The sequence below is a fragment of the Burkholderia sp. YHN3-13 genome, assembly GCF_055810675.1.
This window is the reverse complement of the sequence record NZ_JBVVNQ010000025.1, coordinates 26,069-50,907: the sequence shown is the minus strand read 5'-3', so window position 1 is coordinate 50,907 and position 24,839 is coordinate 26,069. Positions and strand designations below refer to the sequence as shown.

The 24,839-nt window shown below is 61.8% G+C and carries 25 protein-coding genes; 11 read left to right on the top strand and 14 right to left on the bottom strand.

Going from position 1 to position 24,839, the window contains the following annotated elements:
• Positions 1–64: 64 nt before the first annotated feature.
• Positions 65–646, top strand: a complete 582-nt coding sequence (locus tag AC0KUR_RS34055; RefSeq protein ID WP_473377095.1) for a cold shock domain-containing protein — start codon at positions 65–67, stop codon at positions 644–646.
• Positions 647–934: 288 nt separating this feature from the next.
• Here AC0KUR_RS34055 and AC0KUR_RS34050 read toward each other — a convergent pair whose 3' ends face one another.
• Positions 935–2,077: an integrase domain-containing protein gene (locus AC0KUR_RS34050; protein WP_473377094.1), complete on the bottom strand. Its 1,143-nt coding sequence runs from the start codon at positions 2,075–2,077 to the stop codon at positions 935–937.
• A 1,467-nt stretch (positions 2,078–3,544) separates the two neighbouring features.
• On the opposite strand from AC0KUR_RS34050, the gene AC0KUR_RS34045 reads away from it, so the two are divergent.
• From AC0KUR_RS34045 to AC0KUR_RS34030, 4 genes are all read left to right on the top strand, one after another.
• Complete coding sequence (locus AC0KUR_RS34045) at positions 3,545–4,549, top strand: PRTRC system protein D (protein WP_473377093.1); 1,005 nt, start codon at positions 3,545–3,547, stop codon at positions 4,547–4,549.
• A gap of 9 nt (positions 4,550–4,558) precedes the next feature.
• A complete protein-coding gene (locus AC0KUR_RS34040; RefSeq protein WP_473377092.1) occupies positions 4,559–4,897 on the top strand; it encodes a hypothetical protein in 339 nt (112 codons plus the stop codon).
• Positions 4,898–5,015: 118 nt separating this feature from the next.
• Entirely contained in the window at positions 5,016–5,171 is a 156-nt protein-coding gene (locus tag AC0KUR_RS34035) for a hypothetical protein (RefSeq protein ID WP_172441916.1), read from the top strand.
• Positions 5,168–5,422 carry a hypothetical protein gene (locus AC0KUR_RS34030; RefSeq protein WP_473377091.1) on the top strand — a complete coding sequence of 85 codons (255 nt, stop codon included), beginning with the start codon at positions 5,168–5,170 and terminating at the stop codon, positions 5,420–5,422. Before AC0KUR_RS34035 ends, AC0KUR_RS34030 begins: the two co-directional genes overlap by 4 nt.
• Before the next feature lie 44 nt (positions 5,423–5,466).
• On the opposite strand, the gene AC0KUR_RS34025 is transcribed toward AC0KUR_RS34030, so the two are convergent.
• The 6 genes from AC0KUR_RS34025 to AC0KUR_RS34000 form a co-directional block, all read right to left on the bottom strand.
• Positions 5,467–5,694, bottom strand: a complete 228-nt coding sequence (locus AC0KUR_RS34025) for a hypothetical protein (protein WP_226158749.1) — start codon at positions 5,692–5,694, stop codon at positions 5,467–5,469.
• A 96-nt stretch (positions 5,695–5,790) separates the two neighbouring features.
• Entirely contained in the window at positions 5,791–6,933 is a 1,143-nt protein-coding gene (locus AC0KUR_RS34020) for a DUF7146 domain-containing protein (RefSeq protein ID WP_473377090.1), read from the bottom strand.
• A gap of 397 nt (positions 6,934–7,330) precedes the next feature.
• Entirely contained in the window at positions 7,331–7,921 is a 591-nt protein-coding gene (locus AC0KUR_RS34015) for a single-stranded DNA-binding protein (RefSeq protein ID WP_473377089.1), read from the bottom strand.
• A gap of 11 nt (positions 7,922–7,932) precedes the next feature.
• Positions 7,933–8,775: a hypothetical protein gene (locus AC0KUR_RS34010; protein WP_473377088.1), complete on the bottom strand. Its 843-nt coding sequence runs from the start codon at positions 8,773–8,775 to the stop codon at positions 7,933–7,935.
• On the bottom strand, positions 8,763–9,212 hold the full coding sequence (locus AC0KUR_RS34005) for a hypothetical protein (RefSeq protein WP_226158752.1): 450 nt from the start codon (positions 9,210–9,212) through the stop codon (positions 8,763–8,765). Before AC0KUR_RS34005 ends, AC0KUR_RS34010 begins: the two co-directional genes overlap by 13 nt.
• Before the next feature lie 113 nt (positions 9,213–9,325).
• Positions 9,326–9,688, bottom strand: coding sequence for a hypothetical protein (locus AC0KUR_RS34000; RefSeq protein ID WP_473377087.1), 363 nt, complete (start codon positions 9,686–9,688; stop codon positions 9,326–9,328).
• Between the two features lie 424 nt (positions 9,689–10,112).
• Here AC0KUR_RS34000 and AC0KUR_RS33995 point away from each other — a divergent pair, with 424 nt between their 5' ends.
• The 6 genes from AC0KUR_RS33995 (at position 10,113) to AC0KUR_RS33970 (ending at position 15,336) form a co-directional block, all read left to right on the top strand.
• Entirely contained in the window at positions 10,113–10,814 is a 702-nt protein-coding gene (locus AC0KUR_RS33995) for a nuclease-related domain-containing protein (protein ID WP_473377086.1), read from the top strand.
• A 229-nt stretch (positions 10,815–11,043) separates the two neighbouring features.
• A complete protein-coding gene (locus AC0KUR_RS33990) occupies positions 11,044–12,279 on the top strand; it encodes a zinc ribbon domain-containing protein (protein WP_473377085.1) in 1,236 nt (411 codons plus the stop codon).
• A 53-nt stretch (positions 12,280–12,332) separates the two neighbouring features.
• Positions 12,333–13,532 carry a FlhC family transcriptional regulator gene (locus tag AC0KUR_RS33985; RefSeq protein ID WP_473377084.1) on the top strand — a complete coding sequence of 400 codons (1,200 nt, stop codon included), beginning with the start codon at positions 12,333–12,335 and terminating at the stop codon, positions 13,530–13,532.
• A complete protein-coding gene (locus AC0KUR_RS33980) occupies positions 13,522–13,719 on the top strand; it encodes a hypothetical protein (RefSeq protein WP_473377083.1) in 198 nt (65 codons plus the stop codon). The genes AC0KUR_RS33985 and AC0KUR_RS33980 overlap by 11 nt, the downstream gene beginning before the upstream one ends.
• 7 nt (positions 13,720–13,726) lie before the next feature.
• The gene (locus tag AC0KUR_RS33975) at positions 13,727–14,092 is read left to right on the top strand and encodes a hypothetical protein (RefSeq protein WP_473377082.1); all 366 of its coding nucleotides are present in this window, start codon (positions 13,727–13,729) and stop codon (positions 14,090–14,092) included.
• A 221-nt stretch (positions 14,093–14,313) separates the two neighbouring features.
• On the top strand, positions 14,314–15,336 hold the full coding sequence (locus AC0KUR_RS33970) for a CAP domain-containing protein (protein ID WP_473377081.1): 1,023 nt from the start codon (positions 14,314–14,316) through the stop codon (positions 15,334–15,336).
• 752 nt (positions 15,337–16,088) lie between these two features.
• Here the strand turns inward: AC0KUR_RS33970 and AC0KUR_RS33965 are convergent.
• From AC0KUR_RS33965 to AC0KUR_RS33935, 7 genes are read right to left on the bottom strand one after another with little or no spacing between them, the layout of a single operon-like run.
• Positions 16,089–17,291, bottom strand: coding sequence for a hypothetical protein (locus AC0KUR_RS33965; RefSeq protein ID WP_473377080.1), 1,203 nt, complete (start codon positions 17,289–17,291; stop codon positions 16,089–16,091).
• 10 nt (positions 17,292–17,301) lie between these two features.
• Positions 17,302–17,895 carry a type 4 pilus major pilin gene (locus AC0KUR_RS33960; RefSeq protein WP_226158761.1) on the bottom strand — a complete coding sequence of 198 codons (594 nt, stop codon included), beginning with the start codon at positions 17,893–17,895 and terminating at the stop codon, positions 17,302–17,304.
• A 10-nt stretch (positions 17,896–17,905) separates the two neighbouring features.
• Positions 17,906–19,039 (bottom strand): type II secretion system F family protein, encoded by a 1,134-nt coding sequence (locus tag AC0KUR_RS33955; protein WP_473377079.1) that lies wholly within the window; start codon positions 19,037–19,039, stop codon positions 17,906–17,908.
• Entirely contained in the window at positions 19,036–21,342 is a 2,307-nt protein-coding gene (locus AC0KUR_RS33950; protein ID WP_473377078.1) for an ATPase, T2SS/T4P/T4SS family, read from the bottom strand. Before AC0KUR_RS33950 ends, AC0KUR_RS33955 begins: the two co-directional genes overlap by 4 nt.
• Complete coding sequence (locus AC0KUR_RS33945; protein ID WP_473377077.1) at positions 21,339–21,917, bottom strand: hypothetical protein; 579 nt, start codon at positions 21,915–21,917, stop codon at positions 21,339–21,341. The genes AC0KUR_RS33950 and AC0KUR_RS33945 overlap by 4 nt, the downstream gene beginning before the upstream one ends.
• Positions 21,904–23,232, bottom strand: a complete 1,329-nt coding sequence (locus AC0KUR_RS33940) for a hypothetical protein (protein WP_473377076.1) — start codon at positions 23,230–23,232, stop codon at positions 21,904–21,906. The genes AC0KUR_RS33945 and AC0KUR_RS33940 overlap by 14 nt, the downstream gene beginning before the upstream one ends.
• A 2-nt stretch (positions 23,233–23,234) precedes the next feature.
• Complete coding sequence (locus tag AC0KUR_RS33935; protein ID WP_473377075.1) at positions 23,235–24,839, bottom strand: type II secretory pathway protein; 1,605 nt, start codon at positions 24,837–24,839, stop codon at positions 23,235–23,237.

The window sequence follows — 24,839 nt, the reverse complement described above, 5'->3', positions numbered from 1 at the left end:
CGGGCGACCAAGCGCCGGACGGATATCATTACGAACTCGACCAACCAACTACAAAATCAGAACCATGCGAGGAACCATAAAGTGGTTCTCGAAGGATAAGGGCCACGGCTTTATCCACGGGGAAGCAGCCACCGACTATTTCTTTCACGTCAGCGACGTCATCGGGGCCGAAGCGCCACGCGACGGCGATATTGTCGAGTTCGACGCGACTTCAAACAACCGAGGTCCGCGCGCGGCCAAAGTGCGGATCGTCGAGAGGCAATCGCGAGCACCCGCCTCGCAACATCGCGATGATCGCGTCGAATGCATAGCATGTAAAAAGAAGATGGTCCCGCGGATCATCACGCATCGAGGCCGGCCGGAGCGCTCGGTATGTCCGTACTGCGCAGCCACCTTCAAACGGTTCGGCATGTGCTTCATCGCGTCCGCGGTCTATGGCGACTACGACGCACCAGAGGTCCTTGCTCTCCGTGGATTCCGAGACAACGTCCTCCGGACCACGAAGCCGGGCCGATGGGCGATCCGAACGTACTACCGGGTATCGCCACCGCTCGCGCGATTCCTCCATGCGCACCCGAAGCTTGCACAGCACATCAAGCCAATACTCGACGCAGTCGTTCGCAATGTTCGACGGCGCGCGCATTGAATAAAAAAAAGCCGGCTTGCGCCGGCTTAACGATGGTTCTAGCGATTTCCGAGGGCCTGTGCCAGAACCTGAGAGACAAGGTTATGTTACCGAGCCCGCCTTCCCTCCAGCAGGCGTTACACCGGCTATTTCTCGCCTCATTCTCCGACGCCCCCTCCTAACGCCAGCCTCGACAAGACGGCGCTCCCTGTTGCCCAACCCGCATTTCGATCCGCCGCGTTTATCGCTCGGACCTCGTACGCATCGCACGAGCACGACGATGATCTCGGCAGCAACCCGCGGCGACCGTCACTGGCGTGGCGATGGCGATGCAAGCAATCGATACAGCGCCTGCCTCGAAATCCCGAGCGCCGCCGCAGCGCGGCTCTTGTTGCCGGCAGCCGCCTCAAGCGCAGCCTTCGCTTCCGCGTCGCTCGGTAACGGTTTCTTCAGCTCGGTCTGCCGGGCGAACGTCGACAGATATGCGTTTGCCTTCGACGGACGGCTGTGGCCGGCGGCTTCGACGACCCGGCGCTTGGCATCCTCATGTGCGGCAGGATCAGGACGTGCCGCCGAACCCTTGATCGGCGCCGGCACCTCGGCCACCTGTTCATAGAGCGCCTGCAGATACTCGTGACGCAGGCCGTGGCTCGTCACGCCGATGCCGCTTTTGGTTACGCCATGCTTGGCGAGCACGTAGTAGTACCAGTCTCGCCACTGCTTCAGCGTTCGGCCGACGGGAATCGTCGATCCCGTAACGCTGTTGCTCAAGCGCGCCGCTTCCTCCAGGATCGCGATCTTCTTCTCGATCGGTACCTCGCGCGGCCGCCCGCCCTTCGTTCCGCGAGTCACCGCAAGCATATGCGGATCCCGAACCGCGTCTACCGGGCGCAGCATGAAGCTCTCCTCGACACGCAGCCCGAACGCTGCCTGCAGTTTGAGCTGCACGGCGGTGTACGGACATGTCTGCGCGATCTCTGCGATCTTCGCGACCGCGTCAACCCCGTTCGCCACCCACGACTTATCCGCGGTCGCCACGTAGCTGCGCTCGAGGCCCGCCTCTCGGCGATCGACGTAGTCGCCGAGCGTGCCGACGAGGTTCACCTTGCCAAGCCACTGTGCAAGCGCTCGCAAGTAGGTGAGCTTGTTCTCGATCGTGCCGCCCGACTGCTGATCCTTGACCCAACGGTCAACGAGGTACTCGACGTGCTTGGTCTTCAGCGACCACGGCGTTTGCAGCGCGAAACCACCCTCGCGCAATTCGACGAAGGCCTTGCAGATCGCCGTCGCCCGGTATTCCTGCGTCTTGATCGACAGTGATCGTTTGCTGATCCGGGTCGTGCTGTGAATCTCGGCGACATGCTGATCGAACAGCACCAGCAACGCGTCGCGAAACTCGGGCGACAGTCGATAGCGGCCCACAACAGCCCGAACGTTGAGGATCGCAGCCATCCTTGTACTCCTTGCGGTCAATGCCGCTTACACCTGGCGGAATTCACCCGCCATTTCCTATCTTCGATCGATCGTCTAAGCGCCCCGCTTTTCGCCGCGGCGGCAGCCGGCCAATCGCGCTTCGCGAAATCGTCCACCACGATCGCAAGGACCGACACAGACGCCATTCGCGAATCCATCGTACGATGCGCGGCCGTTCGGTCAAGAACCGCTTTGCGCTGCGCAGCGGTGCGCGGCCGATCCCGCTAACGCGATCGATCCGTAATCCGCCGGCGTCCATCGCTTCGCGCAAACGCTCCCCACATCAATCGGTGCTGGTCGGTCTGGAGCGCTCGCGGCGCCCCCATAGACGTTCACCTTTACCGTCCGTTGCGCGTCCCTACCTGATGCGACAACGGCTACTTCTCTCGCCCTCGCTCGCGCGTATGGCTCCGCCGGTATCCGCCGGCGCGGTCTTGCTGCTTCCCGTCCTTTAGCGATTCCATCCGATCAGCCCGACGCATGGGAAGTACATGCGTTCCGACCGTCCATCCTGCTGCCATGACCGGCGCGGCCCGCGCTTCGCGCAAACCGTCACCGATCATTTCGCGCCCGCTTGTCGGACGCGCTGCGCGGATTGCCTCCGCCCAGTCCAGCTTCGTGGCTACCCTGCCAGCCTGACGCTTGCGCGTCTCGGCGTCGACGAACCTCGCGGTCGCCGGCGCCGGGCTACGTGCCGGGCAATTCCTGTTGCGCATTTGGGTTACGGCTGCGCCTACCGTTCGTTCTTCCAATCAGGGAATCGCGACGCCGGTCTCTCCGGTTCGCAAGACTTCCCCCGCCCCCAAGCACGTTCATGTCCGCCGCGGTGTATCGGGCTTCCTGAACGCACCCAGCTCGTTCGCTGAAAGGGCGCGCGTAGACGCAATCGAGGTTGCGTGGACTGTCCGGTGTCCGGTGTCCACATGTCCTCATTGCGTCCCATTGCGGCAAACCGCCGCCGATCGTATGGATATCGCACTGTCCAGGGGTCCTCAAGGTGGACCACTGTGTACTTGATTTGCTTCAGAAAAAGGCCGCGTCAATGTGCGGCCCGGACATTTCACTGCGTTGGAGGCCCAAAGCGGGCCGGAAGGAGGGGTGTGAGCGCTTGGCGCTCGGTTTCGATGCGTCGATGACGCGGTAGGTGATGCCCAGAATAGGCGGTTTTGTCACGCTCAGCCGCGCGAAAGCTGGCGGGAAGAGCGCCGCTTTCCAAAACTTGACTTTGCGTACCGCTCGATAGACTGAATCACGCAATCTCGGACTTTATCCGGGAGATTCAAGGGCTCGCCGTTGCAATCTCCCACTTTATGTCCGACTTCGATAGCGGCCCGTTTTCAATGTCCGACTTTATCTGGGACTTTGGTGCTGTGGCTGTATCGAAGTTCGGCTCCAGGTTCGACGTTGCATCTGCCTTCCATGAATCATTGACCAAAGGAGTCGCCCTTGAAAACTGCAGTCTTCGCAATCGACGTCGGCTACGGCAACACGAAATACGCTCACCGTGCTGCGAACGGCTCCGTCGCCGCCAGCATGTTCCCTTCCCTTGCGCCGCTTGCGGCCAGCCGCTCCATCGCCGGGTACGGCGAGGGTGTCCTGACCGCACGCAAGGTCGCTACCATCGTGATCGACCAGGTCGAGTACGAGGTCGGGCCGGATGTCTCGCTCACCGCTGCCTACGGCAACACCGGGCGCGCGTTGGCCGACGACTACGTGCTCTCGGACAACTACGCCGCTCTGCTCTTTGGTGCTATCCACTTCTCCGGCGTTTCGCAGATCGAACGCCTGGTGCTCGGCCTGCCCGTCCACAACATGAAGAAGTACGCGGCCGAACTCAAGGAGCGCTTCACCGGTGAACTGGATTTCGGCGCGGGTCGCGTGACGATCGACAAGGTCATGGTCATCCCGCAGCCGCTCGGCTCGCTTGTCCTCGCGTCCAGCAACCGGCAAGGCGGCTTCGGGCGGGACGTCGAGCATCTCGTCATCGACGTTGGCTACTTCACGACCGATTGGGTCTACGCGAGCGGCTTCACGATGGACGACAAGCGGAGCGGCGGTATGCCGGGCGGCGCATCGCAGATCTATCAGCGGATCGCCCAGCTGATCGCACGCGACCAAGGCGACGCGGTCGAGGACATCGAGCGGATCGACAAAGCGCTGCGCGAGCAGACGCCGTTCTACTTCTTCGGCACCAACATCGACCTCGCCCCCTATCTCGAGCAGGCACAGCCTCTGATCTCGGGTGTCGTGAAGGAAATCCAGAATAACGTCGGCCGCCTGGCGAACGTACGTTCGATCATCCTGTCCGGCGGCGGCGCAGCCCTCTATGCGGCCATCCTCCGGCGGGCGTTTCCGCGCGTGCGGATTGAAGTCATCGATGCGCCGTGCCTCGCGAACGTTCGTGGGTTCCTGCTGGTCGGGGAATCGAACGTCGCTCGCGAACGCCGGTAAGGAGGGGGCATGAGCGACAAGATCGAGATGACAATCACGATCAACGAGCTCGTTTCGCCGCTGCTGTTCGAGCGGTTGAGCGCGTGTCCGTCTGCCCGTCGCCGGGCCGCCGTCCTCAAGGCGTTGGCCGAATCAGCGCTTCGTCACGAACTGACCGGGCAGGCGCTCGTCGTAACGCCTGCAGTGGCCGCGCCGCTCGTCGCGCCCGCATCACCCCGGGCTACGCAAGCGCGCGCGACTGGCGCCGACGAGAGCGACGCATTTCAGGTACTCAGCGTTGGCGATGGGAGTCTTGACGGCGCCGGCTTCGCTGACTCGCTTCACGATCAGCTCGGGGTATGGGCGTGACAGCCCATCGGTCGGCTTTTTCGTGGCTTGCTTTTTGTATAGACCTGAGAGAATTGCTGTACGAGGTAGGTGTTCAAAACGTGTGCCACGTCTTGCACCGATAGATAAGGAGAAGAAGATGCTGGAACTGATCGAGTGGATTCGCAACGGTGAACTGATTCACAAGCTCGCATCCCCCTACTTTTGGCTGGCGATCGCGGCGGCCGCGATTGCTGCCGAATACTGCGTCGAGGCATGGCACGCCCATATGGCCAATGCCAAGGACGAGCAATGAACTCCGTCGCCAGCACCGCGTCCACGGTCATCCGTGGATTCCGGGCCCTTCCGTTTGTCCTGCGTCGCCTCGTTCTGGTCTTGGTTTATTCGCTGATCTTCGTGGCTGGCGCCTTCATGCACAACCACGGCGCGGGCGACATCGCCCGTTTGTTTCTTCTTGTTGGCGCGATCGGCACGTTTTGGGCCGCCGGGGCGTGGCGAGTATTCAGGCTCATCCTCCTTCTCGTCCTGGTTATCGTGGGCGACTGAGCAAAAAAAAGCGACTTCCCGAGGGAAGTCGCTTGTCTTCAGGTTTAGTGCGCTCGGCTCTTCTCTTTTTCTTCGAGCCACGCCATGCAAAAATCGACCGCCGGCTGGAACGCTTCATCCCGGAGGATGTAGCGATCGTCGCCTTCGAGCAGCCGGTCGATCACGTCGAAGCGAGGACCTTCGGAAAAGTCCGCTGCCCCCTCTGAGGCCACCTTGGGCGGCACCTCGATCACTTCAAACTCATCCAGCACCAGTCGAAACGAGCCCATCATTCACCTCGTGATGTCGCCCGGCGCAATACGGCCCGGAGGGGACGTATCCCCACCGGGTAAGAATGAAAAGAATGCCGGCTACTGCCGGCGCCAAAGTCACATTGCTGCGCACATTCCACTGGTACGGATCCGCGTCAGGTTCCTTTTCCGCGTTTCCTCACGCGCCAGTTGCCTAGCGCGCACATGGTCACGCTGTTGCGCGCGCCGTTGGTACTGCAACTTCCACACGTCACAGAAATCCACGCCCTCGACCACCGACTTCACGATCGAAACGCGCTTGCCGTGCGCACGAATTCGTTCAGCAAGAAGCTGCGCATGGTGTTCACCCGGCCTGAATCCGCGCCGGTGATCCACCTTGTCTCGATCCGCGTAGATGATCACGTGGTCGTAGTCGTTCCAGTTGATATCGGCATGCTCCAGGCCACCGCAATTCAGCAGGCAGCGGACCTCGATGCGATTCTCGTATCGCGCGACGACCGCAAAACCAGTCTCGGCGCCCTCCACCAGCGCTAGCGTGCGAGAGCGCGTCGTGTTGAGCCGCACCGACGAACCGAAACTGCCGGCCGGCGCGCTCATCTCCAGCTTCGCTCGAGGCTTCCCGTTCTTCGTGAGAAATGGAACCTTCTCGCCGTCGGCCGTGAGGTAGGTGCGATGGACACGCCGCGGCTTCCCGGCTTGCGATCGCGCGCGCTGAAGCATCACGGGAAACTTCCCCCGCTTCTTGCCGAAGGCGTCGACGTACTCCAAGCCTGGGTGGCAGCGCACGTCGCGTCCGATCCACTCGAGCCGTAGCCCAGGAATGCGCTTCGATAGGTATGTCCAGGCGGGCGAATCAACCGACACCGGAGCGGCGCCGTCCCACGCGGCCTGCATTTCACGACACTTCTGCTCGTCGCTTTTTTCAGGCCGGACCGGGACCGGCTTTGCCTTGCGGACCACCGCGACCGGAATACCACCGTTGTAGTTGCCGGTTCCGAGCTCGTAGTAGATCTCTCGATACGGTTTCCCGGTCACCTCGTGAATCAGCTGTACGCCGGTACCGCCTTTCAGGCAGCGCGCACAATGCCAACCACCGCGGGGGTCTTTCTCGGCTGGATAGAGCCGGAAGGTCTCTTCCCCATCGCAAAGCGGGCACGCCCACCAACGCCCTTTTCCGTTCAAAAATCGACTGTCGATGTAATGCGGAAAAACACTGGGCCAGTCTATGGCCGCGAGATTCAGCTTCTTCAGCTCTCCCATGATTCGTCCTCCGTTCGCACAACGGCGAAAACGCGTGCATTCGCCACCGGTCGGATAGCCAGCACAGATGGATCAACAAACCTTCCTACCGCCGCGGACTCCAACGGCACGTCGAATCGACGCGTCATGGAGAGCCCAGAGCGGGACGAAAGGCAAAAACACTTCACGTTCACGGATCTCTCCAGTTGGACTGCGGGTTGTTCGATGCCTGAGACAGGCGCAGAAACGCTTGCTCAACGAAGCCGCGCGCGGGCGCGTCGGCTTGGTTCAGCAACGTCAGCGGAACAGGGAAATGTGGGAGGGAAGGAATACGGCGTGTGACGTGCCCGAAGGCACGTCGCACGCTATAGGTGAGAGAAAACGGGAGCGACTAGCAGAATGGTGAGCTTTTCCGGGATCAGATGGCAGCCCACGCTTTCCGCGGGTACCAAAAGTCGAACGGAATGTCGTCATCCATGTCAGCGAATCCACCGCCGCCTCCATACGACTGGGTCTGAGCCGGCGGGGGCGCCGAGTGTTGCGGACGTGCCGCGGCGCTTGCCGGCGGCTGACCGGACGGCTGGCGCGAGGCCGGGGCGCTCGCATGACGACGCGTACCCTGCTCGAACTCGTTATCGCCACCATGGCCACCGCCGTCACCGCGACTGCCGCCAGTACGACCGCCGAGCATCTGCATCTGGTCCGCGACGATCTCGGTCGAGTAACGATCCTGCCCGTCCTGGCCTTGCCATTTGCGGGTGCGGATCCGGCCTTCGACGTAGATCGAGCTACCCTTCTTCAGGTACTCGCTCGCTATCTCGGCCAATCGGCCGAAGAACGAGACGCGATGCCACTCGGTCATTTCCTTGTAGTCGCCGCTCGCCTTGTCCTTGTAGCGATCGGTCGTGGCCACTCGAGCGTTCGCGACCGCGTCGCCACTGGGCAGGTATCGCACTTCCGGATCGGCGCCAAGGTTGCCGACGATGATCACTTTGTTAACAGATGCCATCTAGAACTCCTTCACTTGGTAATCGACCACAGCCACTTGTCCCACATGACTTGCTGGCCATCTTTGTAAATAGGTGAACCGTCTGCCTTGTGGAACGCCGGCACCTTGATCTTGCGCAGGCGCTTGACCGATACGCGGTCGCCAACGCGGCAACCACACTCGCTGATCGCTTCCTTCAGGCCTTCGCCCTGCAATACCTGTTCGCCCCCTCTCGTCTGGAGGCGAAGGGCAAACGACCGATAACTCTGAGACTTGCCTGGTCGACGGTCGGGGAAGGTTTCTTCGCCCCAGCCGTTAATCCGGCCTTCGACCGGAGCGGAACGGCCGGTTTCGGCATCGCTACCTCGACGTGAAGAACGGAACCCACCCGATTCACCCCCAGACGTCTGGCGACCGACTTCGCGCTCAACGTCGGCTGGCGTTTCCGCGCCCTCCGACGAGCGTGCCGATCGAGCTTCCAAAGCTGTGGTTGGTGATGGGATGCCCATAGCGCCAGTGGCCGGTACGCTTGTGCGGCGGATCGCTGTCGCGATCGCGTCCTTAAGCGAGGCCGGGTGCTGCTGCAACATCGCCCAGTGCGGCGCGAGCGCCGGAAGGATCTTCGTGCCGAACATCGTGTCGCCAGGTGCCTCATCGAATGCCGGTACGAACTCGACGACACAGTCGCCCTCGTCGATGAACAAATGGACGATTCCCGCGATTGTCACGAGCGTCTCATTTTCGGCGCCAGTGCCAACAGGCTTCGCGCTGGCACATGCCGACGAGGGCTGCTCGGCCGTCGACGCCGATGCCCGCGGACTGCCAGGGAAGGCTTGAGCGAGCACGCGCGTGAAGAACATGGCTACGCCGCCCATTGCGCCTCCAGCGACAGTTGACCGCTGCACCAGCGGTTGAGTCGGTTGAAGTCATAGTTAAGCAACGGAACGTCGCGGATCGCGTCCTGCATCGCGCGCGGTCGGACACGGCCGAGTGCGCAGACGACCGAGTACGGAATCGCTCCCGTCCAAAGCTCCATAATCCAGCCGAGGGTCGCGTAGTAATCGACCTTGTCCACCGGCCGGTTGCACAGCCGTTGATGGAGCATTTCGGCGCAGTCGATCAACGCCTCCGGGACGTTGTCGCTATGCCGGCTGTCGAGGGCGAAGAAAACCACGGCCTCGGCGAGCTTTTCCCGCACGTGCGGTTCCCAGCGATCGGGATCCGGCAAAGGATCGGGTTTGGGTGGAGTGATGAGAATCGGCGAATCACCGCCGAACATGTCGAGCTGCCAGCCAGCTACTTGCGGTTTCATGAGCGTGCTCCGGATATCAACCGGGCACCTCATTCCCCTTACCGGGAACGTGGTTCCCGGTGAGAGATGGGGGCGCTCGCGCGAATTGCTTCGCGCGGGCAGACAGGGGCGGCTTACTTCGTGCCCGTTTTCAGGTGTTGGGCATTCGTCCGGATCGACGAAGCCTTGATGGGGATGACAACAGCGGATTTCGCATACTGACGTTGCGAGACTGCCGGCGCCGGAGCTTCGGCTTTCGCCGTCGTGACAGGGCCGCTCTTCGCGTGCCGCGGACTTTCGTCAACATCGTGGCGATCCGCAGTGTCACGATCCGACTGACGCGGGGCAACCTTCGCGCTGCTCTTGAAGTGGTGAACTGCAGCAATAGCCAAAAAAACGAGAACGATGATCGAGTGCGCAGCGATGTAGGCCGCGAAGCACAGAGCGACGAGCTTGACAGGCGATTTGAATGCGCCGCTGAACAGGGACTTCAACATGTTTCTCTCCAGAGAAAATCGAACAAGGGGATGTCCGGACAACGCCCGGTGGTTTCGATGCTCGGGACGAGCAAGGAAATCGGCGCGAAGCGCTTTCGTCCGCGACCTCATTGGTCAGCGCACGAAATCACTCAGGGCCGATTGCAGGGAAGGCGCGGGCTAGCCGCGAAATGGCAGAGCCGGTTGGCTCAGGTAGGTCGATGCGTCGGAAACGCGTGATAGAGGTAGGGTAAGCCGCACCACCGTGCGGTGCACGCGGAATGCTCACCAATCGTGTGCAGCTTTGGCCGCATTGTCCGAACGCAACCAGTTGTGGGGCAAAACCGAGAATGCTCCAGAAAATCGTATAGCTTTCTCCGGAACTTGACTTCGAAAAATCCCAGACAAACTGGGTGCGTCACTTCATCAATCGAGGCGCATCCAAATGTTCTGGATTCTCATCGTTGTCGCCAGTGCCTGGGTACTGGCCAAGCACTACCCGAAGGCACATCCCCGTCGCCAATCGACGCTCCCGGCTACCCGCAGCCAGGCATCGGGCGATGCTGGCGAGGCGCGCGTGCTGGGCGAGTTGCGCCGCGTCCTGTCTCAGCTCTGCGGCAATGACTTCTACGTCCATCCCACTGCGCTGCTGTTGCTTCACGCGCCAGGCACCGAGTTTCCGACCGCCGAAGTCGACCATCTCGTCCTCACGCCGTTCGGCATCTTCGTGATCGAGACCAAGAACTGGGCCGGCGCCATCACACCTGGAAGCAGCGCCGATGCGGTCGTGTGCAACCTGCCGAGCGGCAAGCTCGAGGAGCGTCGATCGCCGATCGCCCAAAACCGGGCGAAGGTTGCCTTCCTCCGCGGCACGTTGCCGACCGTCTGGAACGTCCAGGGTCTCGGCGTCTTCGCGAACGACAACTGCTCGCTATCCCCCGACCTCCCGCTTGCCCTCGTCACGCTGCGCGATCTGGGCTACTGGTTGCGTACCCAACGGGATCGACACGCGAAGTCCGGAAATCCGAACATCAACGTGCAGGCTGCGTGGGGCGTCGTGCGCCGCCTGAGCGTGGACGACCCGACCGGAGCGGCGCTATCGGCTCACCGCCATAAAGTTGCCGGAGATTCATCCGTAAACATATGACCACCGGTTTACATTTTCTAACAATCTGTAACTTCTCGTTTCAGATAGTCGACGCGCGCCATTTGGCGAAAGACACATTGTTTCGTGCAGCTTTCGCTCCTTGGCATTGAAAAGCGCCGCGTAAGCTGGTGCAGGCCGCCAGGTCTCATTTCCGTCGGACGGGCATCACCCGATCCGGCAATCCGCCGAACCCGTGCCAGGGAAGGCCCATCCTCTACTGGAGAGTGCTTTGTCCAAAAAGCCGTCGAAGAAACCTGAAGACGACGAGAACTTCAACCCTACCGTTCCCGACAATGCCACGTCGGCGGACGGCGATCTCGAACTGAAAGCCACGTTCGCCCATGTGCCGGACCAACTCGAACTCACCACCGCCGCTCGCGAGACGTTCACCGGTCTGCCGGACAGTCTGATTAGAACAATCATTCAGGAAAGCGAGGAAGTCGCTCACTCGACTCGCAAGATCCTGCAGGAGCACATGCGGATCGGGGGCAACTTCGCTCACATCCATGCCTCCGTCATCGGCCATTTCGTCAGCACGCAAGGCGACAACCAGAAGGTCAGGAACCGGGCCGCCGAGCTGGTCTACTCCTTCCTCACCAAGGTTTTCCAGAAGTCGAAGTCGTCGGTCAGCCTGTACATCCGTGTCTACAACAAGTTTTCGAGCAACATCGGCGCGGTCGAAATGTTGACGTACAGCGATATGTCTCTGCTGGTGCACAACCACATCGGCGACGACATCATCGAGAAAGTAATCGAAGCGAAGCGCGATGACCCGACGCTCACGAAGAGCGAAGTCAAAAAGCTCATCGCGACGCTGGAAGACCAGATCGCCGGAAAGGACAACAGCATCGAGGAGGCAACTTCACAGCTGCATGCTTCCCTCGGCCGGCTGGACGACGCGCAGAAAGAGATCGAGCGCCTGTCGGCCGAACTCATCAACGTGCGACAGGAGCAAGCCAGGGAGAAAGAAAAAGCGCAGGAAACTCAGGTTTCGCTCGCCTCGACTGGCAAACAGGTCAGCACACTGCAGCACACGATCGCGACCAAGGAACGTGAAGTCGAAAAGCTCACTTCCGAAATCGTCAAGCTCAAAGCAAACCCGGTGAAGACTGAGGTCCCGGTGCCGACGCTGCCGGAAGCCTACACGACCCTGCAAGATGCGATGAACGCCAAGCTGGCCGAGTTCGAGGCCGCGAGCGCGAAGCTGGAGCAGGCTCAAGCGGAACTTTCCGAGCTCGAGGCGCGTGCACAGGAGCACCGCGCGTCGATCGAAGCGAGCGAGGTACTCGAAAAGAGGATCCGTGGATTGATCGATACCTTCAGTTCCTTCGTTCAGGACTATCACAGCGCGCAGCTGCTCGCGACGGCAGACGGTAACCCGGCCCGTTTCAAGCCGCTGTTCCAGGCCTTCAGTGACCTGATCGGCAAATTCCACGGTGAGGTCACGGCGGCCGCACGCGTCTGACTTTGCGCGGGGCCACGCTTTATTGTTGTGCAGTAGAAGAGAGACTCAGAAAAATGGACAAGAAAAACTCGCGCGAGACCTACCGTTCGATCGAGCGACTGTACGTACCCAGCTGGTTGGCCGAGCGCATCCAGGTGACAAACTTCGACCTCGTCGATCAGATGAAGTGGCTGCTCGAAATGAATGGCGATTTCAACGACATTCTCGCCGTCGAACGCAAAGAGATCGACCACGTCAAACATAACGAAGAGTCGCTGCGCAACCTCCTGCGCACGCCTTTCCTGATGGTCGCGCCGACCCTCGAGTCGGTCGAGGACTGGCGCTGCTTCGTCGACGACACACCCACGACCGTCGCGGTCGACCAGCTTATTCGCAAGGTTCCGCCGCTGGACGCGCTCGCGAAGTACTCGGTCGAACAGCACAACCGGATCTTCCTTGATCTGGTCACGAGCGTCATTCACCTCAGCGTACTTGCCGCCCCCCTTCTAGGGGTGACGACCGAAGTGGTTACCTACCTCGCGTCCGTCCCGACCTACAAGCTGCGTATCGCACTCGGTCGAATGAATGGCCTACCGCTGTTTCGCTGGCGCTTCAACACTCCGACGTTCTGGTATCAGTTCACCGCCAGCGATCTGACCGACGAGATGGTGGCGCACCAGATCATGGCGACGTCGCCGATCAGGATGAACAGTGCGCCCGGCAAGGCCGGCTGGAGCGAACTGCGCTTGCCCCGCGAGAAGAACGAGACGTACGCACATGCCCTGATGGCATATGGATGCCGCGCGTCGACGGCCGCCAGCCTGTTTCGCCTGAATCAGAACGCGATGCGTCAACGGTATGTCGAGATGCACGGCACCAGCTCACCGTGCGGCAACACGCCGAACTCGCTCAACTGGTTTGTCGAGACGCCGACCAATCGCCTGCACGGCACGATCTTCACGTGGCTGTACCGCGCGGCGCTCGCGTCCGGCGCCAACGCACCGCAAGCGCTTATCGCAACCAACGACGTCTACCAGCAAATCTTCGGCGGGCAGCACGCGATCTCCGTCGACCGCGGCTGCAACCTGACGCGGGCGATGGCCGCCGACAACCGGCTCACGATCGCACCGTGCCGGACCTGCCGGACGGAATACATCGTCAGCAACAACGATACCAAGATTGAGATGCACCATAGCTTTGACTGCCCGGCCTGCACCGGGCAGCTTGGCGCGAAGCGGCGGAGCACGAAGGCGAGGTCGCGCAATGCCGACTAACGACGAGCGCGCGGCTCTGCACGCCCTTCCGGACCTGCCGGCGAGCCTGATCGTGATCAACGGCGATCGCCGACCGCAGTTCGCTTGGTATGACGCCGAAACCGAGCAGTACTACTCCGAGGCAGACGGCCGAGTCATCGTCGACGTCCGAGCCGCGCTGCCCTGGGCAGCAGCCTGCGTTCACTAGAGGGCACATGGACGACCTCGCCTACCTGGTCGCCGAAAGCAACGCCGCCTGGCTGGACGGCCGCGGTGACGGCCGATTTGAGCGTTATGAACGGTTCTATCAGGCGCAGCGGGTGACAAGCGCGGAGTCGTTCGAACTCGAGCAGATCAATGAGGCCTATCCCGATTGGGTTGGGAATCAGCCTACCCCGATGCTTGGAATGCTCGCCAAACCGTGGTTCGGTAAGGTCCTGGTCGCCCTCACCTGCATATACGTCGGCGCGGCAGCCGTCCCCGCCGTCTCAAAGGCAATTCCGTACAAATCGACCGCGTTGCTGGGCGTGGCCTTCATCTGCCTGCGGATATTTCACTGGAAGCGCCGCAAGTCCAAATGACGGCACGGCTTGACTCCCGCCCGATGGCGGGAATTTTTTTGGCGATTCGCCATTAAGTCTGACGAAATCTAACCGTAATTTAGAATTGGCGTTTTTTGGCTCGCCCAAGCCATTTCAAAAACTGGGCCGTCGGCCGCGCGAACTTGACTTCGCCGCCGCATCGGTAGGATGGATTCAAGGGCTCGCAAGGTGCGCACCCGACAACAATACGAGGACCAACAATGAAGAAGATCACGACCATCAGCCTTTCCGCACTTGCGGCGGCATCGCTGCTCGCGCTCGCGGCCTGCGGTGGCGGTGGCGATGGTGGCAGCACGAACACCGGCTCGACTGGCAACAATCCGAACCCGTCCAACCCCGGCACCCCGTCGACGACGGTCCCCGGTACGGTCGACAGCACTCAATACGCGGCCGGTAGCGCGCAGCTAGCAGCGCTGAATCTCCTGAACCAGTACCGCACCCAGTGTGGCTTCCCGGCGCTCAAGCAAAATACTGTTCTCGACCAAGCGGCGCAGAATCATGCGAAGTACATGGGTCTCAACGGCGCGGTAACCGATTCGGAAGTGTCGGCGAATCAGGGCTTTACTGGTGCGACGTATGTCGACCGCGCTGCAGCCGCTAAATTCCCTGCAGGAGCCATCGGCCTCGGTGTGAGCGTCGGTGTTGCGACGGGCACCGGCAGTTTCAGCGACACGCAGTATGGTCAGCAAGCGGTCTATTCGCTCTTGGGCGGCGTATATCACTCTGATGTCGCAACGTTCCCGATCGACACGGTCGGCGTAGGTGAGTACCAGACGCAAGCCAGCAGTGGTACCTCCCAGTTCACGACCTCTTGGTTGTCCATGAGCATCTTGAACGTCGCAAGTAAAAGCATCTCGAACGCACCGGCAACCTTCCCGTGCGACGGTGTGACGGGCGTACCATACAAGGAAACCCGTGAAATCCCGATGCCGCCGAACGTATCGAACACGGGCTGGGGGACCCCGATCAGCGTGATGGGCAATCTCACCGACGTGATCATTCTGCAATCCGCTTCGATTACGGGGCCGTCGGGCGCCATCGCTGTCCAGGTACTCAATTCCGACAGCGATCCGAACAAGCTGCTTGGGAAGTACCAGGCCGTCGCCTATCCGACGTCCCCGCTGCTGCCGAACACTTCTTACAGCGTGACGATCACCGGGACGAGCAACGGCACCGCTTTCTCACGGAACTTTAGCTTTACGACCGGTAACGTAGTCGGCTGATTATTCAAGCCGACCGAGTACAAAAGCGCCCATGATGGGCGCTTTTTTTATCCGCCTTGATATCCGGAGATCGGGGTTGCGTAGAATTGGTAGATCGTCCCGTTGTCGATTCGAACGGCACAAAGAAATTCGTAATCCGTCCCTTGGTAGTCACCGTTTACGTAGTATGGCCCGCTACCCCAGTGGCTGCCTATCATTGTCACAACGCCAGTGCCAAACTGGTATTGGTGGAAATCTCCCACCTGAAACGTGACCTTGAACCTTCCGCCCGAATAGGTCCGAGACGCATCGTTGCAAATCGTCGCCCAGTCTCGGGTCGAAGGGTCCTGCGCTGGGGCCGTGCAAACAGGCGCGGTCCAGCTTGTACCGGTCCACGTCGCCGGGCTCGCCGTTCCCCAGCCATTCGGACACCCCGGGGGAGCAACGTAATTGCACTGTGGCTCAGACCATCGCGATCCTTGCCATACGGCCGCAGCCACCATCGTCCAACCCGCGCCGGATTGGCACTGGGGTTGTGGAATTGCCCCATTACGCAACGGCGCGGCGCACGTCGAATCCTGATAGCCCGGCGTACACGGGATCGGCGCGCAAGCCTGCCGCATGCCGATATACGAACCGGCCTTGTCGTAGAACGGATACGACCGAAGACTGAACCCAGACTGGCACGAACCGTCTGCAAATGCGCTGCTCGCCCCAATTGACAGCAGCACGGCCAAGCACCACTTCTTCCAACTTTTCACTTGCCTCTCCCCTCAGTACGAGCAATACGTTTCAACGACTGCGCTGCCGCCGATCCCATTGCCGTTCCCGTCTGTAATAAACACTGTCCACGGGCCGCTGCCCGAGGCTGAAACGTTCACAGTCGCCGTCGGATTCACGTAGAAGCTCACCGGGCTGAAAACGATTTGCGGTGTTCCTCCGGTTGCACAACTCGGCGCTGGAACGCCCCAGCCGTTCTGGACCATGAAGTATCCGTGCCGGAGCGCCGGCCCACCAATCGGTAACCAGGCGTGGTCCTGACACGACAGCATCTGCCCACGTCCATCGCTGTTTTGTGCTATCGCGCCATTTGTCGGGCACCACGCGCGCGGCGTTGCAACCGCGCCCGGTGTGATGGTCTGCGTCACCTGCAGCTGACCATTTACGGTGCTGTCGCCTGTCGCAATCGGCGCCGGCGCTGACCCATCCGCGTTCTGCACGGCCAGCGTCCCAGGGCTTCGTACCGCGTTGCTGACCGCAACGTTCGAAGCAGCAAGCGTCGGCGCTGCGATCGTCCCGGTGGCGTCGATGTTGCCGACGTTGTGCAGATCGACGCCGTTGACGTCCTGACTGCCCGTCCACTTCAGTGAGCCGTCGCGCCGGATAAAGACGGCGTTCCCATCCGACGACGGTCCGTTCGTCGCCATCACGATGCCAGCTGGCGCGCCGGGAACCGGATTCGTCGCGGTCCACTGCCCGTTCAGTCCCTTGATCGTCGCCGGGTTCTGACTCGTCGAGAACCCGAATCCGGTTCCTGCTGCTTGCGCCACGACCCCAGCGCCGGCCACGTCCGGGCTTCCGCGTCTCGTCACCGGCTGCGACGAATAGAAGACGTAGCTGACCTTGCACGACGTCGTGCCGGTTCCGCAGTCGTCTGGGCCGACGCTCATCTGGATCATGTAAGACCCGCCCCAGAACGGCCCTGCTGCATAGTCCGCCTTCAGGTACTGACCAGCGCGCAGTTCTGCAAACGTCGGCGGTGTGATCGGCGTGGACTTCCCGCCGACCATCTGTGCCACCAACGTGCCGTACTTGTCCGTCACCCAGTTCGACAACGCGGCGTTGATCGTCGCCTGGTTCTTCCCTTCGACGCTCAACACGTCATGCCGGCGCGTCTCGACGTCGTGCTGGATGGCTTGCAACGTCATGAGCCCAGCAGCGACCAGCACGACCACGACTTCAATAATGCTGAGCATCTGTCGGTCCTTAGTTGCTCTTCGTCGCGTACATCACGATGCTGGCGGTCGCGCCCGCGGACGAGCACGCCGTGGTCGCCGCGTTCGAGCTATAGGCCGTCGTCGGACTCGAAATCGTCGTGTTGTTCACCTTGACCATCGTGTAAGTAGCAGAGACCGCATCCGCCGAAAGCGCACAGACGGTCGCCGGCACCGGATAAGTCACGGCAACCGCGTCATTCGTCGCCGTCACCGTTGCAGGCGCTGCTGAGACGCTCCCACCGAAAAGCCCCGTCAGCGCGCCCGAGGTCTTATTCAGCCGTCGACCCGCCGTATCGAATGCACGCCCCTGCGTAAGCGACTGCATCGTGACGGACGAGAAGTCGATCTCGCTCGCAGTCGCGTCCTGAATGCCGCTCCGGAAGTACTGCGCTTCGCTCTTGAACTGCATCGCATGAAGGCGGTCCATCACGAATCCCCAGCCCATGTAGACGACCAGTGCTATCAGTGCGCCGGCCGCCATCACGCCGGCGGCCTCGATCATCGACAGCTCCCCTTTCTGCTTGCGACGGCCCTTTCCGATGTAAGGGCGCTTGCGCGGCTGCTGCTTGTTGATCTCGTTCATAACAGGGCTCCTAGAAATTCTGGTTGATAGAGGGCGGTGCGCTATCGAAAGCGACAGCACCGGTTGCGAAATACGATCCCAGGCCGAAGACAAGGAACGCCAGCACGACTCCAGCGAGCAGCACGTAGTGCGTGATCTTTGCGTTCCGTCGTACCGCCTCGACGACGCGCTCGAGGGAGGTCTGCCCAAGATTCTTCACCGCCTCGACAAACTGATCTCGCCCGGCCGCGTCAGTCAGAATGTCGATGGTGGTTTCCGAGAAGATCCCGGTATCGAGTGCGAGCATCGGTTGGTCGGGGTTCGCCGTCAGCCGCGCGCTCATCCGGCGCAGGTGCCAACGCATCCACGGGTCAGCCGACTTGGTGAGCTTGTCCAGCGCGGCGCGCAGGGTGAGGCCCGAGTCGAACAGGCCCGCCAACGACACGATCAGCAACGCCGCACGCAGATCTCGCCGATTGCGCCACATCAGCGGCATTGCGTCGACGCGGTTCCGAAACTCGCCCGTCCAATGCTTCAGCGTTTGGAAATACCCGACCACCAATCCCACGACGACCGCAGACGTCAGCCACCAGTAGTCGGCGCAGAAGGTGTCGACCGCGTAGATGAACTGGCCGAACGAGGACCACTTCTCAAGCGGCTTCACGTCCAGCGTCGCCGGCAGAATGTGCGCGCCGAACAGCACACAGAACGAATAGAGATAGACCAGCAGGAAGGCCGGATACGCCATCTGCAGCGACGTCGTCGACGACAGTACGCGCTTCGCGTGCGCTGCCATCTCGGCCAGCTCCAGCCCTCGAATCGCGGCATCGTCGCGGGGCGACTGTCCCGCGAGTTCGAGCAACACGAATTCGTCGTTCGGGATGGACGGCTTGATGGCAGTCGCAAAATCGTCACCGGCGCGCATACGTTGGGCGATCTTCTGGAACACCGGCCATGAGAGGTTTTTTCGTGAGCGATGGCGCACCTCTAGCGTCGTCAGCCGTTCGAGCAATGTCTCGCTGTTACGCAGCCCCTTTTTAGCGATGTCAAGACGAGTCTCCCGGAAGAACATTTCGCGCATCGCTCGGAATCGAAGCGTTGCGAGGCGTAGACGCTCCTTCGCCGGAAGCACCATGAAGATGGAGTAGATGAGCGACTTGATCACGATGGCAACACTCCATCCGCGTCCGGGGCCACGCGATATGCATCGAAGCTGCACATCGATTCATCGATGAACCGCGGATCGATGAGACCACGCGAGGCCTTGTACAGCGCGTGCTCGTAGACGGTCTTGCCCGTCATGTCGGCGTCCGCGAAATTGCTCTTCCGGCTGCTGCGCCACACTTGCTCGGCGCCCCGCCAATCGCGTACGGAAACACGCTCGAGAAACTCAGACGTCGGCCTGTACAGTTCCATCGCGAGCGTCTGCCCCTTGATGCCGGCCGCCACTTTGCCGGTGCGCGTGAACAGACCCGGGCGGCGGCAGTGCTCGCACCCGTCCTCGTCCCGGCACGCCATGGTGGAGGTGTCGAGGCCGAACTTGCGCTCGAGCGTCGCGATCTGCTGCGGCGCCAGCACGTCGCGCGCTGGCCGCTTGCAGTGCGGGCAAAGAATCGGGATCAGCTTCTGATTGCCAACCGCATTCAGGAAGCTGCCAGACGCCACTTCATCCATCGGCAGCTTGAGCCGGCCACCGACCAATCGCATCACCGCGCCGAGGATGCTGTTTCCGTGCAGCGTCGTGCGAACCGGGTGGCCCGTCAGCGCGAGTTCGGCGACCAAACCGGCAAGAACGGAGTCCCGCACCTCGCCGATCGTGAGATCGTCGGGATCCATTCGCATCAACGTGCGAATCACCTCGACGATCTTTCGGTTAGCGTCCACCTCCGTCTCGTTCGGCCTGCGCTGGATCGAAATGTCGGACAACCACGGCGCGGGCACCTCGGACGGCTCGTTGACCGCGAACTGCTTGATGCGGTCACGATTCGGCACCAGATACGACATCGCGCGCAGCAACGTCGTCTTTGCCGACCCGGTTTCCCCGGTCAGGAACGTGGCGCCACCGGTCACCTTGCCGAGACTCTCCAGAATCTCCAGTTGGCTCGTCTCCAGGCCCATCTCGTGTGGAAGGAGTACCTTCACGCGCTTGAAATTGCCATCGAGCAAGCGCAGCGCGACATCGAATCCGCCGACGAGCGGCGCGCTCTGCCACCGGATGTTGACAAGATCGGTATGCGCCACGAGCGGGATCATCGCTGACTGCGGTGCCGTCGGCTGGAACGACTCGCCGGAGTTGGTGTTGCGTTGGACGAGGTCCTGATAGGTGGCCGCGAGCGCACGTACCGCCAGCGCCTTCGGCATCTTCCGAAACGCATACAGATCACCGTCGACGCGGAAGCGGAGCTCAACGGCATCGGAAAAATCCCGGTACTCCCAGTGCACGTCACCTGCCCCATACGCCTTCGCTGCTTCGATTACGTCGCGAAACGCGCCGATGGCCCGGGACGATTCCGGTACAGCCGTAGCCGCACGCTGCTTCTCCTTGGTGTAGAGCGCAGCAATCACCTCCTCGCTAGCGACCATCTCCTCATGAACGGAAATGTCCGCGCGCGCGAGATCCTTCAGATAGGTCGCGTACAACTGGCTTTCGTGGAAGCGCTGCGTCGACACCACGATCGAGATTCCAGCCTGCAGCTCGACCGCAATGAACTCGCGGCGTGCCGACTCGGTGACGGCCAGCGCAGCGTTTTCATCGCGCTGGCACAACACCCGCTTGAACGTTAGCGCGTCTGCATGCACCAAACGCGGCCTACCAGTCTCGATCGAAACCTCTGGCGCCTCGGCCACGTCCGTGCCGATTCGGCGCACTGTCGGCCGATCGTCGTAACCAGCCGGTCGGGACGATGCGGCTTCGCGGTCCTTCACTGCTTCCGCGTCCAGAGAATCGGACGGCTCGGGCGCACGTGGTGCCCCATTCACCGGCGCATCAGTACGCGCAGCCACCGGGTCCGCCCCGGGTTCCGACGACGCCATCGAATCAACCCTCACCTCGACTGTGGAACGCGTGGCATCGGAATTGACGGTCGTGCGCGCTTCGTCGGGTTTCTGAGTCCCAACATCGCAAACCGGCGGGACATCGACGGCGCCAGCACGAGGCGACGCGGGGTCCTCCTCGAACACCGACACGTCTTCGATTTCATCCTGGGCGCGACGCAGCATCATGCCCATCGTCATCGGCTGACCCTGACCGGCCTGGCGCGGGTTCACTGCTTTGCTCGTCGTCTTGAAACGCGGCTCGCGCGGACCATCGACTTCAACGACTGATTCAACGCCGTCCACCGGCTCTCGTCCGACGATCGGCATTGCACCCGACGAGCTATCGGTAAAGCCCGCTTTGAATGCCTTGAGCCGGCCGAGCAAACCACGCTTCTCCGGCTCCTGCGATTCCATCTCCGCAAAGAGGCTCATTGCGTGCCTCCGAGCGGGATACCTGGCAACGGCGCGCCGGCGGGCAACGGCGAACCAAGATCCACGAGCGAACGAACAGCGTTCGTTGCCGGCGACTGGATCGGCGCGGCGCCGCGAATGGGCTCTTTCCACGTCCGCTTCCCCTCGGCCACCGTCACCGCATAGCCGTCGACGCTCTTGACGCTCCAGCCGTTGAGCAACGTTGCGCCGACGCGCGCCGGGTAGATCGCATCGCGGAACGAGTACAGAACGTGGCCTCCGGTCTCGTCGTTAAACGCACCAAGGAACGAAACCGGCTCGGCATGCGCACGCGGCTGGCGGAGAGGTTTCTCTACCGGCTTCGGCTGAGCGTCAGCTGTCACACCGCTTGCGACGATGCCCGGCTGCGGCTGCGACATCGCACCGGGCGGCAACATACCAACGCCGGGCGCACCTCCGCCGAGTTGGCGGGCGAGATTTGCGCGCGCCAGTTGGTCGATGTCGTCGATCGACAGGCTGGTACCGACAGGGCCGGCATGAGCGGACGCGGCGATACCAACGCCCGCCGCGACGAGTGCGTGCTTAATCGAAAACATAGTATTTACCCTTCGCGGTGAAGTGAACGCCATACGACGATTCGCCCGTTTCCCTGTTGGGGGCCGCTGTCGCACCTTCATTGAGACGCAGGTCGACTTTCAGCGACTCGAGCGTCATGTTCGGGGGCAGCTTGGCGAGCAACGGTGATTGCCATCGAAAGCCTTCGATCGTCCAGCCACCCTGTTTGAGCAACGGCCCGACACGCCCCCCTTCTACGGCGCCAGGCGACGCTATCAGCGACCGCGGTTCATCGAGCGTGACTACGTAGCCGTAGGCGCGAAGCTCCAGGACCTTCGACGACATGCGTTGCGGTGGCGTCTGAAGCATGTCGATAAACGCCTGCAAAGTGGGCCAGCTCTTCGACTCACTTTCCTTCAGGGACGCGACCTTCGGAACAGCCGGTCCTCGCCATTCGAGCGATAGACCATCACGCGCGAAAGTGACCGGACGCATGTCCGCGGTCGCAGCTTGCGCAAACCCCGCGAAGGTCCCCCCATTCCGGCGAAACTTCATCGTGCAGAATCCCGCCGACGGACAGTTGGCCTCCTGGAACAGCCAACCCTTGATGACCGATTCCTTCCCGCCGACGGCCGCAAGCAACGCTGGTCCGAGCTCGGATGCTCGCGGTTGCAGGCGCGCGAATGCCTCTTGAACGGCCGTCGCGTACTGTTCCGCGAACGTTGGGGCCCGAGGAGGCGGCGGAGGCGGAGACAGCACATCCATCAGCTTGGGAACGCCGAACAACCCGCCGACCACGATCGCGATGATCGGAACCATGGTCGGCACGGACATCGGGAGCTTCGTGATGCGACCGACCTTTCCGTTCGCGAGCAGCTCGCTCGCCTGAAAGGGCTCATCGACGTCGCCGATTCGATCGCCCGTACCGAGGGTGTCGAGCTTCAGATTGCCCTTCAGGCATTCCTGCTCGATCTCCAGACGCCGGGATTGCGCCGCCTCCGGAGACAGCACTTCGTCGTTGCGCACCGCGCCGCGCACTACGAACATCAGGTAGACGCGCGGACCATCCTGCAGCAAGACGAGGGCCGCGGCCCGGCTCTTGATGCGCTCATGGAGAGCGACACGCGCTGCACCCGAGTACAGGCGAGAACCTTTCACTTCGGGGGTATCCGGCATAGCAAAGCCGCCGATCAGGTCGGAGCCGACTTTGAACTCGACGTAATGCGTCGCGCCGAATGCATCCGCGTAGCGCCGGCGTTCGGCCTTCCCGCCCTTTACCGGGTAGGCCCGCCAGTCGATCCCGAACACAAGGCGTGCGCGCTTGTCGGTCGGCAGGGGTTCCGTGATGTGCATCATGATCACATTGACGGGACGACCGTCGCCTTCAGCATGATGACCTGGAACGTCTTCGCCTTGTTCCAGCTCCCCGTGAGGCCGGCGATGCCGGTATTCGTCGTGCTGTCGGCCTGATCCGTGATCGCGCCATACAGCACGATGGTTTGCCCGTCCGACAGTGCAATCGTCTGGTCGTCCTTAGTGCCAACCGTATGCGCGAGCTGGATCTGCTGTTGAGTCTGACCGGATCCCGCGCCCGCGCTGGTAAACGGACCGTTGAGTTTCGAGCTGTCCGCCCAGTACGCGAGGACGATCTGGTTGTGATCGTTGACCGCAGGTAGGACATTCACGAAATCGCCCGTGGTAATCGTGCCCGGCGTCAGGCCCGGAACACCACCAGACGTCGCCGTCAACGAACCCGACGACGGCGTGGTCGAACGCAGGTAGTCGTCGCTTTTGAACGACGCCACCGACACCGGCAGGCCATTGAGCGTCATCTTGGTCATCGTGTTGTCCTGCACCGTGCGGCCGTACTGGTTCAGGGCGTTCACGACCGCATTGGTACCGGAGAACGGCGCATCCGGGCGCAGCACCGATACGCCGACCGAGCCACCACCCGTCGCGAGCGACGTCGGGGAGGTAAAGCTGATCGCGTAGCGCGCGAGACCGGCATGCATCGCATTGAAGACGACGTCCGCGTTCATGCCCGCCTGGCTTCCCCTGTTCAACGCGATTTGGATCGTGCGGACCGTGATGGCCACCTGGCGAGTCGAGATCGCGTTTTCATGCTTCAGCAGCTTCCCGATGTTGTCCGCCGCTTCCTTGGTGTCGTAAACCATCACCAGCCGGCTTTGCGGATTCACACTCACGCGACCCATCGGCGATTTCAGCTTGTCGATTTCCGCCGTGATCGCCGCAATTTGATCGAAATCGCCTTCGCGGCCAGTCGACGTCTGGGCGGAGAACGAACCGGTGTTGCCACCCGAGCTGCCACCACCGCCGCTGCCGGACTGGTTGCCGGTCGACGTGTCCATGCCCTTGCTCATCGTCGACTTGATCGACACCTTGCCCGGGATCGCCGCGATCTGGTACATCCGGGTAACGAACCGATTCACGTTGATCGTGCTGCCGTCGAACGACCAGTCGAGCCCAAGGTCGGTCGTCATGTTCCGCATGTACATGCCGGCCTTGCCGGAGAACGCCTGCCGGTAGACCGGCTCTTCGGTTCGCGCGGTGTTGTTCTGCCCTTTCGACTCCGTCTGGCCCGGCACCAGCGAATCGCGCGGCACGAAAACGTCCGGGCTCAGATGAACCGGATATCCCGTCGCGGTCGAGATCAGCGTGGCGATCTGCTTGATGCCGAGGTTTGCGGGAAGCGTAACCGTCTTGTCGCGGAACACTGCAGGCAGCGTCGCCTCGTAGGCGAGCGGCACCAGCCGGTCACCCAAGAACGCGGTCGGCACGTCCTCGACAAGCGCCATCGGCGCCGGCCCCTTGCCAAGCGCATCGGAGATCGTGCGATGTGCCGCGTCGTAGCTGTCGTTGACGTCCTGCTGGGTCACGGCGCAACCGGCGGCCATCAGGGCGGCCGCGATCGCGACCGTGGATTTCAAAAGGTGAACGCGCAT